Below are 12,037 nucleotides of genomic sequence, written 5' to 3' on the forward strand. Positions count from 1 at the left end.
ACCAGGGGGGTAAATCCTGATGAAACACAAGGTCGCCACTTCAACCCTGCTTAGTCCCGCTTACCAATCCCCAATAGTCGGCTTAACCCGGACCGAAGCTCCTCCGCATTGGGAACGGGGAAAGGTTACATGAGGTTTGGGTGGTGGGGGATAAGTTTTTATTTGTCCCTGCAGAAACACCCCTTCACCGGCTTCGCCGGAGCTTCCCCGCGAGCGGGGAAGCGGCGTGCGGAAGCAGTGGGACATGCCGCTTCCCCATTCATGGGGAAGCTGTCCCGAAGGGACTGAAGGGGTCATTTTCATCTGGACCCATTTTGGTGGAAACCTTGTTTCACCAAAATGGATCATCAAGCATGGCCGCGACATCTGGGTCGTCAAGTGTCCGTTTTCTTCGAAAACGGATCGCGTCGCGACGCAGCGAAGCTGCGCACTTGACTACCCCGAGGTCGCAAGAACAATTTCGTTTGCGGTTTGGTGGGCCGGAAGGATCACCAAAGCGCGTCTAGACAAAAAGAAATCTAAAGCAATGTCATCCCCGCCGGAACGAAGTGGAGAGCGGGGACCTCAGGGGATTTTGCGGCACAAGGGCCCCGATCAGCTTATGCCGTCCGGGATGACATCGCTCACATTACAGCAAATCAGCGGGTTGGGACGGGGGTTTCGCCGCGATAATCATAGAAGCCGCGGTCGGTTTTGCGGCCGAGCCAACCAGCTTCGACATATTTCACCAGAAGCGGACATGGGCGATACTTTGTGTCGGCCAAGCCTTCATTCAGGATTTGCATGATCGACAAAATCGTATCGAGGCCGATAAAGTCGGCCAATTCCAATGGCCCCATCGGGTGGTTGGCACCCAGGCGCATCGCCTTATCAATGCCTTCCACCGTGCCGACACCCTCATACAAAGTATAGACGGCTTCATTGATCATCGGGATCAAGACGCGATTGACGATAAAGGCCGGGAAATCTTCGGCATTGGTGATGGTCTTGCCCATGGCCGTGACCACGGCGGTGGCGGCCTCATAGGTTTCTTCATTGGTGGCAAGACCACGAATGACTTCCACCAGCTTCATCATCGGCACCGGGTTCATAAAGTGCAGACCAATGAAACGCTCTGGCCGGTCGGTCGAGGAACCCAGCCGCGTGATGGACAGGGATGACGTGTTGGACGAGAGAATCGTATCGGGACGGACGATGGCACACAGCGACTTAAAGATCGCGCGCTTCACATCTTCCTTCTCGCTGGCCGCTTCAATCGCCAAATCGATCGAAGAAAGGTCTTCAATCGCCGTTGTGGTCACGATGCGGGCCAAAGCCGGGGCGATTTCGGCATCTTTAATCAGGCCACGGGCCGCCTGACGGGTCAAATTACGCTCAATCAGGGCGCGGCCTGCGTCCAACTTCTCTTGAGAGATGTCGTTCAGGAAGACATCATATCCTGCCAAAGCCGCAACATGGGCAATGCCATTCCCCATTTGACCCGCGCCAACAACGCCAATTGTTTTGATTTGTGCCATTTGATGGAAAGACCTGCCCTTTGATATCTAACTGCTTTCTTCGCAGTTGCAGCAAGCTAAGCGCGAGGCGCGATTACGGCAAGCACCTTGTGCTGCAAACGACGCACTTCAGCGGCATGGCCCTTGCAATCTACCCATCGTAACAGCGTTGGCCGTCCCGTTTCGGATCGTTCCGGTGGCACGACGCTTCTGAATTTTGACGACCAGGAGGACTAGATGGCCAATTCAATCGACCTACACGTGGGCCGCCGCTTGCGACGCCGCCGTCGTCTGATGGGCATGACCCAACAGCAATTGGCCGATAGCGTCGGTATTCGCTTCCAGCAGATCCAGAAGTATGAATGTGGTGCCAACCGCATCACCGCCAGCCGCTTGTTCGAACTGGCCGGTGCGCTTTCGATTGCCGTACAATATTTTTATGATGGTTTGTCGACCATGACGGCCGCCAATGAGCCGCCAGCCAATGATGATGAGATCGGACCCGAAGTTCTGCGTCAAAAAGAAACGCTGGAACTGATCCGCGCCTATTACCGTTTGGGCGAACGCCCACGCCGCCGCCTTCTGGACCTGGCTAAGGCCCTGAAGGACGACGCCACCGACGCAGCTTAATCGCTTAAGCGCTTTTATTTCTTCAAGACAGTCGGCCAGTTACGGTTGGCAGCAGCAATGTTGCCAGCCGTATTTTGTTGCCAGCGTGCCTGCACGTCTTTGTTATAATTCAGATAAAGCTTGCCGCCGACAATGGCCCACGCATTGGGGTCGATCCCTGCCGTATAGCCTTGGCTGACCGCCCAAGCGCAATAGCCGCCAAATTGTGGGGCATAACGGGCAGGATTTGCGGCAAAGGCGTCGCGATTGGCGGCACTTGCGAATTGAAACTCTGCGCCCTGATAATTGACTTTGTATTGCGAGGTGCCTTGGACGGGCTTGCCAGTGGTGAAATAGGCCACTGGGTCATAGCCCTTGATGGCGACATTAGAGCCAAAGCTGGTCCAAATCGGTGCTTTATCGGCCAAAGCCGGGCTAGAAATCGCCAAGGGGCTGAGGGCGAGGGCCAAAATCAAGGCGAGCTTAAGGGTTTTCATGGGGGTATCCTTTCCGTGAATAAGATGTTGGATGGGGTTATGGAGGGGGAAGGGTCGTGTCAGGCGGTGATTACATCGCCGGTTGGATGATTGGGCGTGGTTCAGAGGGCATCGGGGCATCGGCGACAAAAATCCGGCGCAAATCCCCCAAAAGACCCAAAATATCCGGCAAACGAATGCCAATCAGCACAACAGAACCAGCCAATAAGGTCGCAGCTGCGGCAAATAGACCGCCGCCATCATGGTTGGGGTCAATGCCCAAGGGCGTGAACAAATGGAAACTGACCGCGCCGGCCATCACCGCAAAGGCAATCAAGGCACCCAGCGCATTCAAACGCTGCAGGCGAGGCAACAAGCCCACGATCAATAGGGTTGAAGCCAAAAGCTCTGCCGAACCAATGACATACTGGCTGAAGAGACCGGTATGGGCAAACAGCCCCGGCAAACCCAAAGAGCCTGCCCACCCATCCAAAGCCCCGAAAATCACTTGGGTCTTGGGGTGGTCGGTAAACTTATAGCGCAAGCTATCGAGAAAAATGGCAGCGCCAAAAACCGAAATGGCCGTAGCCGCAATGTTCTTAAACTTCATGGCCGTGGCCTCCTTATCGTGTCTTGCGGGAGGATACGGGGGCAGATTGGGCCCGGTTACATTGGGGGCCTTTATTTTTAGCCCGATGCCAATTCGCTTTGAATCATGAGACAGGAGCCTCTAATCCAATCGTCGCGGCACAGCACAAGTTGGACTCCATCGCCATGACCATCACACCCCTTCATCTCCAACGCCTGATCGCCTTGCCTTATCTGATCCTGGGCGGGTGGTGTTTGTTGGCACCGCATATGGTGGAGGGGTTGATGATCAATCCGGCTTTTCAGCATTTAAGCCCGACGAGCGCGCTCTTGATTGGTTGTTTTGGCGCGCAGGCGGTTTTGGGTGGGCTGTTCATTTGGTTTAGCCGCTTTACGGCGCAAACCTTCCTTATCTATGCCTTTGCCCTGTTGCCGTTCTTTGTGTTCAATTATTGGTTTGTGTTTGAGATCCCAATCTTTAACCGCTGGATGGCGCTCGATCTCGGCTCCAATGCCCTTATGCTGGGCCTCACTGTTTGGGGTTGGCGATTGGCGCGCAAACACGAAGCTTTGGGCGGCTAGCCCAAGGGCTTAAAGGCCTGCCACGCGACAAAGGCCAGAAACGGCAGGCCGATAAGGTCAACCAGCGCGATGCTGCGCAGGCTGGGCGGAGAGCCTGCCGCCCAAAACAGCCCCAGAAATGAGAGCATGCTGAAGCCAACGGCGACCGTCGCCAGCTGCCGCACCTCGGGCCGAAGGGCAGCCCAGACACAGATCAGGCACACCACCAAAAACAGCGCGGCGCGATGCTGGAACAGCAAGAAGAGCGGTGAGGCCGCCTCTACCCGATAAAGCTTTGTGATCAAGGCAGGCCGGAATAGTGCCACGGCCGGGATGATATGCACGAGCAAAAGTGCTGCCCAACTCACCTGCGTCAACATCTTTGCCACTCCTTCATGACGGGGGCCAATAGATTATCCTGTTGTAACATGTCAATAACATGTTATAAAGAGTTTATGGATCAGACCCTAGCCCCACGCCAAAGCGATCAGGCCCTTGCCTGCCTGAAACGTGAGATCATCTCGTGCCGTTTGGCCCCGGGCGCTCACTTCTCGGAAATTGAATTGTCCAATCGCTATGGTTTGGCGCGTGCCGCAACGCGGGCGGCCCTTGCGCGGCTGGCTGAAATGGGTTTGGTCCAGCCGGTGCCCCGTCATGGCTTTGTGGTAACGCCCATCACTTTGGCTTCCCTCAAAGATGTGTTTGAATTGCGCTTGATGGTTGAGCCACAGGCCGCCGTTATGGCCGTTGGCAAGATTGATCCGGCCCGTTTGCGCGCCCTCAATGCCGCCCCACACCTGGCCAAGACGGCAAGCGACCAGCTGGCCTTTGTCGACAGCAATCGCGCCTTTCATGCCGAAATCGCCAAGGCGAGCGGCAATCGCAGGCTGGCCGCTTTGTTGGAAACCTTGGCCGATGAGATGCAGCGCTTGGTCCATCTTGGCCTGTTTGGCCGGCCCGGTAATGAGGCCAATCAGCGCGATGCCGATGCCCAGCATGAGGCCTTAATCCAAGCCTTTGAGGCGGGCGATGCCAAGGCCGCAGAGCTTGCGGCCCGCCATCATATCGAGCATTCGCGGGGCTTGGCGATGGATCAAATCATGAAGGGCTTTGCCCCACTCGAACTCGCATAGGGGAGGCAAAGGATGTTTTCACGCGGTCATGATGTGATTTTGGACGAGCCCGCCTTCATTCACCCCACGGCTCTGCTCTATGGCAAAGTGCGGATCGGCAAGGGTGCCTCCATTTTTCCTTATGTCGTGATGCGGTCTGAAATCCACGAAATCCGCATCGGCGCTCGCACCAATATTCAAGACTTCGTCATGCTACATGTTGGCCATTCAACGCCCACCGTGATTGGCGAGGATTGCTCTATCACCCATCATGTGACCTTGCATGGCTGCGAAATTGGCGACCGCTGTTTGATCGGCATTAATTCCACCATCATGGACGGGGCAAAAATTGGGGCTAACTCGATTGTTGCAGAGCATAGTCTGGTGCGGCAGGGGCAGGAATTTCCCGAAAACTCCATCATCGCCGGGGTCCCGGCACGCCTCATCAAAACCAGAGACTGCTCTGCGGCCAATCTGATGAACGCCCAAATCTACGAAACCATCGCGCGCGGCTATGCCGAGGGCCGAGACCGGATTGGGTGAGGGGTGAGTCAGGGGTGGGTTCCGGCCAAGGATTGCGGAGAGGTCAAGCGCAACATGAAGGTGTGCGGCTATTAAAGAGCTAATAGCTTGGAACGGCCTGAGGCCGCGCAACGCTCAAACTTGCAAAAAGTAGGAAACTTGCCTACCGTCACGCCATCACGAGGGAGTGTGCGGCCATGTCAAATGTTGAGAAAATCAGCGTTGCCCTAACGCCCGAAATGGCCGCGATGCTGAAAGAGGCTGTTCGTTCTGGTGCTTATGCCTCGTCGAGTGAAGTGATGCGCGAAGCATTGCGCGAATGGCGTGAGCGCAGAGACTATCGTGCCAAGGCAGGCGAACACTTGGGTCAGCTTTGGGACCTAGGTCTTAATAGCGGTGCGGCCGTCGATGGCCCGGATGCCATGGCCCAAATTCAAGCCAAATTAGCCAAAGCGACCGCTAGCCAGACCGCCGCGTGACCTATCGACTTCTGCCGCAAGCCATTAGGGATATCGAAGGCATCGTCCTGACAATCGCCGCTGATAATCCCATCGCGGCGCAGCATTGGTTTGATCGCCTTCAGAAAACGCTTTCGAGCCTAGGGGCCATGCCAGAAATGGGGGCGCCACGCTTTGATGTGCGACCTGACATGCGCCTGCTTCCGATGGGCCGTTATTTGATCCTGTATCGTGCAGCTGACGCCGTCGCAGAGATTGTGCGCGTTATCCATGGCGCGCGGGAGTGGGAAGATTTGGTTTAGCGATGGACCTCGCCTGACAGGGTGCATGCCATCGGAAGAATATGCCCAAGCCAAGGAAGACTCGAATATGTTAGGATCCTATGCCTCATGACCTAGAATGGCTTCAGGCCGCGATCTGCATCGGCCCCCGCCCCTTCACCGTTTGCGTCGCCAGTAGGTAAAGGGCTCTTGATAGATGTCTTGGTCTAAGTCGGTGAGGGTGCCTTGGATGTGGGCCTGGGCGTCTTTGACGCCTTGATTGTAGAAGAGCGGGCCGATTTCGGCGGCCATAAAGTCAAACAAGGCCTCAATCGCCAGATTGCCGACCGGCTCGTCAAAGTTTTCGGCGCAGTATTGTTCCAGCGAGGTGACGGCCTCTTTGCGTAGGGCGGGGGTCAAGGGCTTCATGGCAAAGGGGCCTTTCGAAACGGGGGGTGCTTAAGCGCCGGCCTCCAGCTTGCGGAATGGATGGGCCTTATAGACGCCCAGGATTTTCAGTTCGGCCGAGAAGAATTTCAATTCCTGAAGCGCCAATTGCACATTGCGCTCGCTCGGATGGCCTTCAATATCGGCATAAAACTGGGTGGCGTTAAAGCTGCCGCCGATCTGATAGCTTTCGAGCTTCGTCATGTTCACGCCATTGGTCGCAAACCCACCCATCGCTTTGTACAAAGCGGCAGGAATATTGCGCACCTGGAAGACAAAGCTGGTGATGCATTTGCCGTCTTCGAGGTCAGCATCCTCTGGCGTGGCCGAAAGGATGACAAAGCGGGTGGCATTGTGGGGTTCATCCTCCACATCTGCGCGCAGAATTGGCAGGTCATAAAAGGCCGCCGCCAAGGTAGAGCCAAGGGCTGCGACACTCTTGTCGCCCATTTCGCTGATCTCGCGTACAGCCCCGGCGGTGTCGGCGGTTTTAACCGCTTCTGCGCCCAGTTCGCGGATGATCTTGCGGCACTGGCCGAGCGCCATGGGGTGAGAGCGGATCTTTTTGATGTCGGCGAGGGTCGCACCTTTCACGCCCACCAATTGGTGGTGAATGGGGGCGAAATATTCCCCCACGATATAAAGGCCTGCCTCGGGCAGAAGGTGGTGCACATCGCCAACCCGACCGGCCAAGGTGTTTTCAATTGCAATCATGGCGCGCACCGCTTTGCCACTGGCAACAGCTGCAAACGCATCTTCAAAGGTTTGGCAGGGCAAAGGCTCTAAGGAAGGGCAAGCCGCTTTGGCCGCCGCGTGGGAATTGGCCCCCAACTCGCCCTGAAAGGCGATTTTACCTTCAACAAAGTCACTCACGATGCCTGCTCCTGGTACCACGCTCTGGCACCTTCTAAATGTTCGGGTGTGTCGACGCCCTTCGGAAATTCATCGACCGCGCGCGCCACAATCGTCATGCCCAATTCAAGGGCGCGCAATTGTTCCAGCTTCTCGCGCACTTCCAAAGGCGATGGCGGTGCAGCAACAAAACGCGCCAAGGCGCGCCGCCGCCAGACGTAAAGGCCCACATGGCGCTGGATCGGTCCTGGCCCCGTGGGCGCGTCTGCCCGGGTGAAGTAAAGGCAGCGACCCGTTGTCGCACCCCCCTCTGTCCCGTCTGGCCACGAAACTACGGCCTTCACAACATTGGGATCGGCCCGCTCTGCCGGATCGGTGCTGGGGGATACCAAGGTTGAGAGCGCCGCATCAGGCGCATCTTCAAGGGCCGCAAGGGCCTGTTGGATCAAGGCTGGGTTCAAGGTTGGCATATCGCCTTGCAGATTGATGATCGGGTCAAAATGACCATCCGGGTCTAATTCGGCCAAAGCGGCGTGAATTCGGTCCGATCCAGAGGGCAAATCTGGGTCTGTTAGCACCGCCATTGCGCCGGCTTCTTGGGCGGCGGCGACAATTTCAGCCTCACCAGCGGCAACAGCCACCGGGCCAAGCTTGGCCAGAAGCGCGCGCTCAATCACCCGTGCAATCATCGGCTTGCCCGCAATATCGGCCAAAGGCTTGCCGGGCAGCCTGGTTGCGGCCAAGCGTGCGGGGATGACGATAAGGGGTTGCGACATGGTGATGACCCTTTGCGAGCAGGCGTTCTTAATGCCCAAAGCCAGAGAATGCGAGCCTATGTCTGCGCGGTGCCACAGCACAAACTGTTGAAAGCCGCTGAGACGCATGCCATAGGACAGTCTAATACGCAAAGTCCGCCAAACACCCTTGAAAAGAGGGCGGGCGGTTCGAGACAAACACGCGACAACAGGGATATTAGCACCGTTATGAGCAGCAACAATCTGTGGTTCAACATGGTAGCTGGCGCCTTACTGGCGACCGGCTTGGGCATTATGGGCCTTCGTACTTTGGGTGATATGGTCTATGCCAATGATACAGCGGCCGTAGGCTTTCCAGTAGAAGTTGCGGAAGTTCCCGCAGGTGGTGCAGAGGCCGCAGCCGGTCCTGAGCTCATGCCAGACTGGGGCACGCTTTTGGCTGACCCCGCCAAAACCGCAGAATTGGTTGCTGAAGGCGACAAGCTGCACAAGGTTTGCTCGTCCTGCCACAATGTAGAACCCGGAAGCGCCAACAAGACTGGCCCAATGCTGTATGGCATTATGGGCCGGGTGGCTGGCACCCATGCAGGCTTTGCCTATTCGGATGCGATGAAAGCCTATGGCAAGCCCTGGGATTACGATGGCCTCTATAATTTCTTGAAGGCCCCGAAGAGCTATATCAAAGGCACCGCCATGGCCTATGCCGGCATGGGCAAGTCCTCAGACCGTGTTGCTTTGGTTGCGTATCTGCGTTCGCTATCGCCATCGCCAGCTGCCCTGCCTGCGCCAGACCCAACCCGTGATCCAGCACAAGCAGCTGCAGCCGCCGCTGCCGCCGCCCCAGCAGCTGCGCCTGCAGACGGTGCCGCCCCTGCGGCTGAAGGTGCTGCCCCTGCCGCTGCGCCAGAAGCCGCCGCACCAGCGACTGAAGCGGCACCAAAATAAATCTGGTCGGCTCTCGCAGCCGGTCCATATTGAGATCTGACTCAAACAAAAATTGGAAACTGGGGCAAGTTAGGCTAACTTGCCCCGTTAAAACCAAAAGCTCACTCAGTGGAGACGCCCCATGAAAGTCCTCGTACCCGTCAAACGGGTCATTGATTACAACGTGAAGGTCCGCGTGAAGCCCGATCAAACCGGGGTAGACTTGGCCAATGTCAAAATGTCCATGAACCCATTCTGCGAGATCGCCGTCGAAGAAGCGGTGCGTCTGAAGGAAAAAGGTGTTGCGACTGAGATTGTTGCAGTGTCGATCGGCCCTCAACAGGCTCAAGAAACCATCCGGACGGCTTTGGCCATGGGTGCGGATCGTGGCATTCTGATCCAAACCGATGACGATTTAGAGCCTTTGGCCGTTGCGAAATTGCTGAAAGCCGTTGTTGCTGAAGAAGCCCCGGAATTGGTTCTGATGGGCAAGCAGGCCATTGATGGCGACAATAACGCCACCGGCCAAATGATGGCTGCCCTCTTGGGCTGGCCACAAGCCACCTTCGCGTCGAAAGTTGAGATTGCCGATGGCAAAGCAACGGTCACCCGCGAAATCGACGGTGGTTTGCAGACTTTGGAAGTCGCTTTGCCAGCCATCGTGACCGCAGACCTGCGCTTGAACGAACCGCGCTATGCCTCTTTGCCAAACATTATGAAGGCAAAGAAGAAGCCAATCGACGTCAAATCGACCGGTGATTATGGCGTCGATGTTGCGCCACGTCTGAAGGTTTTGAAAGTGACTGAGCCACCCAAGCGCGCTGGCGGCATCAAAGTTGAAAGCGCCGAGCAATTGGTTGGCAAACTCAAAGAAGCAGGGGTCCTCTAATGGCTGTTCTCGTTGTTGCTGAGCACGATAATGCGTCTGTGAAGGACGCAACCAACAAGACCATCACCGCCGCTTTGGCTTTGTCGTCTGATGTCGACGTCTTGGTCGCAGGCCTTGGTGCCGGGGCTGCCGCTGCGGCTGCTGCGGGTATCGCAGGCGTCCGCAAAGTCCTCCACGCCGAAGGTGCTGCCTTTGAGCAAGGTGTGGCAGAAGCGGTTGAAGGCCTCGTTGTGCCTTTGATGGCCTCTTATGACGCGGTTTTGTTTGCCGCCACCGCAACCGGCAAGAATGCGGCCCCCCGCATCGCTGCAGCTTTGGACGTATCGCCCATCTCGGAAATCCAAGAAGTGGTGAATGCTACGACTTTTGTCCGTCCAATCTATGCTGGCAATGCGCTGGAAACGATTGAAACCTCCGACGCCAAGAAGGTCATCACCGTCCGCACCACCGCTTTTGCGGCTGCAGGGGCAGGTGGGTCGGCTGCAGTGGAAGCTGTCACGGCTGGCGCGCCTTCGGCTGCTGTCACCTTTAAGGGTGCTGAGATCGTCAAGTCCGACCGCCCCGAATTGGCAGGCGCTAAGCGTGTTGTGTCGGGTGGTCGCGCCATGGGTTCGGCGGATGAGTTCCACAATGTGATCGAGCCTTTGGCCGACAAATTGGGTGCCGCTGTGGGTGCCTCGCGCGCTGCAGTAGATGCAGGCTATGCACCAAACGACTATCAAGTCGGCCAAACCGGCAAGGTTGTCGCGCCAGAGCTTTATGTGGCTGTCGGCATTTCCGGTGCCATCCAGCATTTGGCCGGCATGAAGGATTCCAAAGTCATCGTCGCCATCAATAAAGATGCCGACGCACCAATCTTTGCGATTGCAGACTATGGCTTGGTTGCTGACTATAAGTCAGCTGTGCCAGAACTGATGGGTGAATTGGCCAAAGCTGGCCTCTAAGCCTCACATCAGCCTTCGGGCAGAAACCCAAAACCAAACGCTTCCTGGCCCTGCCGGGAAGCGTTTTTGTTTAGCACAGGGTGAGCTTAAAAGCGCTTGTCTTGGGCGGCGAGATAGGCAAAGCGCTTCACCTCGCGGCGGCCGCGCGTCACCGTATCAAGGACGAAGCCTGAGAATACCGAAATGACCGCGGTAATCATCAAAGCGCTTGCCAAAATCGCGGTGGGGAAGCGCGACACAAGGCCTGTCTCCCAGAATTCGAGCACGACTGGGATGCCCAAGAATAAGGCGGTTAGCGCCAATAGGACGCCCAAGATACTAAAGACCGCCAATGGCCGTTCTTCGCGAACAAACAAGCCGATGATGGAGATGATACGAATGCCATCGCGGATGGTATTGAGCTTGGATATCGAGCCCTCTGGCCGCTCGGCATAGGGGGTGGGCTGTTCCTTGATCGTCATGCGCAATTCCAGAGCGTGGACCATCAGCTCGGTCTCAATCTCAAATCCGCGCGAATGGGCGGGAAAGGATTTCACAAACCGGCGGGAAAAAATCTTATAGCCCGACAGCATGTCGGTGGTCATTTGGCCAAAAACGGCGCTGACCAAGCCGGTCAAAAGGCGGTTGCCAAAGCGATGACCGGGGCGATAGGCCTTCACCGCCGTATCCACGCGGGCCCCATTCACAAGGTCTGCATGGGTTGAGACCATGAGATCAATCAATTGCGGGGCGGATGGGGCGTGATAGGTCGCATCGCCATCAATCATCACATAGATATCGGCCTCAATATCGGCAAACATGCGGCGGACAACTTCACCCTTGCCGGGCCGATCTTCCCGCCGCACAATCGCGCCAGCCTCGACCGCGCGCGCAAACGTGTCGTCGGTTGAGCGATTGTCATAGACATAGATTTTTGCGCTCGGCAGCGCGGCGGCAAAGTCTTTCACGACGGTCGCCACCGTAGCGCCCTCATTATAACAGGGAACCAGCACGGCAATCGATAGATCGTGTTTATGTAACTCGGACATCAGAACCTCAACGCCTTTTGGCCATAGGGTGGGTCGTCGGATTTACGAAGCGGGATTCGCACCCATCGCCAAAAGATCGAATGATTTGGCATCAATTGCCACAGCCAGAAGGAGTA

The 12,037-nt window shown here is 56.6% G+C and carries 17 protein-coding genes; 9 read left to right on the forward strand and 8 right to left on the reverse strand.

Features of this window, described 5'->3' with window-relative positions; all coding sequences use genetic code 11:
- Positions 1-638: 638 nt before the first annotated feature.
- Entirely contained in the window at positions 639-1,517 is an 879-nt protein-coding gene (locus IOB61_RS03435) for a 3-hydroxybutyryl-CoA dehydrogenase (protein ID WP_290812200.1), read from the reverse strand.
- 216 nt (positions 1,518-1,733) lie between these two features.
- On the opposite strand from IOB61_RS03435, the gene IOB61_RS03440 reads away from it, so the two are divergent.
- Positions 1,734-2,126: a helix-turn-helix domain-containing protein gene (locus IOB61_RS03440; protein ID WP_085341339.1), complete on the forward strand. Its 393-nt coding sequence runs from the start codon at positions 1,734-1,736 to the stop codon at positions 2,124-2,126.
- A 14-nt stretch (positions 2,127-2,140) separates the two neighbouring features.
- On the opposite strand, the gene IOB61_RS03445 is transcribed toward IOB61_RS03440, so the two are convergent.
- Positions 2,141-2,602, reverse strand: coding sequence for a YHS domain-containing (seleno)protein (locus tag IOB61_RS03445; RefSeq protein WP_290812205.1), 462 nt, complete (start codon positions 2,600-2,602; stop codon positions 2,141-2,143).
- 70 nt (positions 2,603-2,672) lie between these two features.
- Positions 2,673-3,191 carry a hypothetical protein gene (locus IOB61_RS03450; protein ID WP_290812208.1) on the reverse strand — a complete coding sequence of 173 codons (519 nt, stop codon included), beginning with the start codon at positions 3,189-3,191 and terminating at the stop codon, positions 2,673-2,675.
- Positions 3,192-3,355: 164 nt separating this feature from the next.
- On the opposite strand from IOB61_RS03450, the gene IOB61_RS03455 reads away from it, so the two are divergent.
- Entirely contained in the window at positions 3,356-3,751 is a 396-nt protein-coding gene (locus IOB61_RS03455) for a hypothetical protein (protein WP_290812211.1), read from the forward strand.
- Here the strand turns inward: IOB61_RS03455 and IOB61_RS03460 are convergent.
- Positions 3,748-4,110 carry a hypothetical protein gene (locus IOB61_RS03460; protein ID WP_290812214.1) on the reverse strand — a complete coding sequence of 121 codons (363 nt, stop codon included), beginning with the start codon at positions 4,108-4,110 and terminating at the stop codon, positions 3,748-3,750. The two genes, IOB61_RS03455 and IOB61_RS03460, sit on opposite strands and share 4 nt — an antisense overlap.
- 75 nt (positions 4,111-4,185) lie before the next feature.
- Between IOB61_RS03460 and IOB61_RS03465 the strand changes: the two genes are divergently transcribed.
- From IOB61_RS03465 to IOB61_RS03480, 4 genes are all read left to right on the forward strand, one after another.
- Complete coding sequence (locus IOB61_RS03465; protein ID WP_290812217.1) at positions 4,186-4,863, forward strand: GntR family transcriptional regulator; 678 nt, start codon at positions 4,186-4,188, stop codon at positions 4,861-4,863.
- Between the two features lie 12 nt (positions 4,864-4,875).
- On the forward strand, positions 4,876-5,385 hold the full coding sequence (locus IOB61_RS03470) for a gamma carbonic anhydrase family protein (protein WP_290812220.1): 510 nt from the start codon (positions 4,876-4,878) through the stop codon (positions 5,383-5,385).
- Positions 5,386-5,561: 176 nt separating this feature from the next.
- On the forward strand, positions 5,562-5,843 hold the full coding sequence (locus tag IOB61_RS03475; RefSeq protein ID WP_290812223.1) for a type II toxin-antitoxin system ParD family antitoxin: 282 nt from the start codon (positions 5,562-5,564) through the stop codon (positions 5,841-5,843).
- Positions 5,840-6,124, forward strand: coding sequence for a type II toxin-antitoxin system RelE/ParE family toxin (locus tag IOB61_RS03480; protein ID WP_290812226.1), 285 nt, complete (start codon positions 5,840-5,842; stop codon positions 6,122-6,124). Before IOB61_RS03475 ends, IOB61_RS03480 begins: the two co-directional genes overlap by 4 nt.
- A gap of 135 nt (positions 6,125-6,259) precedes the next feature.
- On the opposite strand, the gene IOB61_RS03485 is transcribed toward IOB61_RS03480, so the two are convergent.
- From IOB61_RS03485 to IOB61_RS03495, 3 genes are read right to left on the reverse strand one after another with little or no spacing between them, the layout of a single operon-like run.
- Positions 6,260-6,511, reverse strand: a complete 252-nt coding sequence (locus IOB61_RS03485) for a DUF2164 domain-containing protein (protein ID WP_290812229.1) — start codon at positions 6,509-6,511, stop codon at positions 6,260-6,262.
- 30 nt (positions 6,512-6,541) lie between these two features.
- The gene (locus tag IOB61_RS03490; RefSeq protein ID WP_290812232.1) at positions 6,542-7,402 is read right to left on the reverse strand and encodes a prephenate dehydratase; all 861 of its coding nucleotides are present in this window, start codon (positions 7,400-7,402) and stop codon (positions 6,542-6,544) included.
- On the reverse strand, positions 7,399-8,157 hold the full coding sequence (locus IOB61_RS03495) for a 3-deoxy-manno-octulosonate cytidylyltransferase (protein ID WP_290812235.1): 759 nt from the start codon (positions 8,155-8,157) through the stop codon (positions 7,399-7,401). Before IOB61_RS03495 ends, IOB61_RS03490 begins: the two co-directional genes overlap by 4 nt.
- A 207-nt stretch (positions 8,158-8,364) precedes the next feature.
- On the opposite strand from IOB61_RS03495, the gene IOB61_RS03500 reads away from it, so the two are divergent.
- The 3 genes from IOB61_RS03500 to IOB61_RS03510 all read left to right on the forward strand — a co-directional run bounded on the left by IOB61_RS03500 (position 8,365) and on the right by IOB61_RS03510 (position 10,893).
- The gene (locus IOB61_RS03500; protein ID WP_290812238.1) at positions 8,365-9,081 is read left to right on the forward strand and encodes a cytochrome c family protein; all 717 of its coding nucleotides are present in this window, start codon (positions 8,365-8,367) and stop codon (positions 9,079-9,081) included.
- A 121-nt stretch (positions 9,082-9,202) separates the two neighbouring features.
- Positions 9,203-9,949: an electron transfer flavoprotein subunit beta/FixA family protein gene (locus IOB61_RS03505; protein ID WP_290812241.1), complete on the forward strand. Its 747-nt coding sequence runs from the start codon at positions 9,203-9,205 to the stop codon at positions 9,947-9,949.
- Positions 9,949-10,893 (forward strand): electron transfer flavoprotein subunit alpha/FixB family protein, encoded by a 945-nt coding sequence (locus IOB61_RS03510; RefSeq protein WP_290812244.1) that lies wholly within the window; start codon positions 9,949-9,951, stop codon positions 10,891-10,893. The genes IOB61_RS03505 and IOB61_RS03510 overlap by 1 nt, the downstream gene beginning before the upstream one ends.
- An 86-nt stretch (positions 10,894-10,979) precedes the next feature.
- Here the strand turns inward: IOB61_RS03510 and IOB61_RS03515 are convergent, their stop codons facing one another.
- Positions 10,980-11,921 carry a glycosyltransferase family 2 protein gene (locus tag IOB61_RS03515; RefSeq protein ID WP_290812247.1) on the reverse strand — a complete coding sequence of 314 codons (942 nt, stop codon included), beginning with the start codon at positions 11,919-11,921 and terminating at the stop codon, positions 10,980-10,982.
- Between the last annotated feature and the right edge of the window lie 116 nt (positions 11,922-12,037).

The organism is Aquidulcibacter sp. (assembly GCF_020253525.1).
Classification (GTDB): domain Bacteria; phylum Pseudomonadota; class Alphaproteobacteria; order Caulobacterales; family Aquidulcibacteraceae; genus Aquidulcibacter.

Coding starts and splice junctions, on each gene's coding strand:
- IOB61_RS03485 (WP_290812229.1), bottom strand. CDS start 6,511: ATGAAGCCCTTGACCCCCGCCCTACGCAAAGAGGCCGTCACCTCGCTG.
- IOB61_RS03440 (WP_085341339.1), top strand. CDS start 1,734: ATGGCCAATTCAATCGACCTACACGTGGGCCGCCGCTTGCGACGCCGC.
- IOB61_RS03435 (WP_290812200.1), bottom strand. CDS start 1,517: ATGGCACAAATCAAAACAATTGGCGTTGTTGGCGCGGGTCAAATGGGG.
- IOB61_RS03475 (WP_290812223.1), top strand. CDS start 5,562: ATGTCAAATGTTGAGAAAATCAGCGTTGCCCTAACGCCCGAAATGGCC.
- IOB61_RS03450 (WP_290812208.1), bottom strand. CDS start 3,191: ATGAAGTTTAAGAACATTGCGGCTACGGCCATTTCGGTTTTTGGCGCT.
- IOB61_RS03445 (WP_290812205.1), bottom strand. CDS start 2,602: ATGAAAACCCTTAAGCTCGCCTTGATTTTGGCCCTCGCCCTCAGCCCC.
- IOB61_RS03510 (WP_290812244.1), top strand. CDS start 9,949: ATGGCTGTTCTCGTTGTTGCTGAGCACGATAATGCGTCTGTGAAGGAC.
- IOB61_RS03505 (WP_290812241.1), top strand. CDS start 9,203: ATGAAAGTCCTCGTACCCGTCAAACGGGTCATTGATTACAACGTGAAG.
- IOB61_RS03500 (WP_290812238.1), top strand. CDS start 8,365: ATGAGCAGCAACAATCTGTGGTTCAACATGGTAGCTGGCGCCTTACTG.
- IOB61_RS03465 (WP_290812217.1), top strand. CDS start 4,186: ATGGATCAGACCCTAGCCCCACGCCAAAGCGATCAGGCCCTTGCCTGC.
- IOB61_RS03515 (WP_290812247.1), bottom strand. CDS start 11,921: ATGTCCGAGTTACATAAACACGATCTATCGATTGCCGTGCTGGTTCCC.
- IOB61_RS03460 (WP_290812214.1), bottom strand. CDS start 4,110: ATGTTGACGCAGGTGAGTTGGGCAGCACTTTTGCTCGTGCATATCATC.
- IOB61_RS03455 (WP_290812211.1), top strand. CDS start 3,356: ATGACCATCACACCCCTTCATCTCCAACGCCTGATCGCCTTGCCTTAT.
- IOB61_RS03470 (WP_290812220.1), top strand. CDS start 4,876: ATGTTTTCACGCGGTCATGATGTGATTTTGGACGAGCCCGCCTTCATT.
- IOB61_RS03495 (WP_290812235.1), bottom strand. CDS start 8,157: ATGTCGCAACCCCTTATCGTCATCCCCGCACGCTTGGCCGCAACCAGG.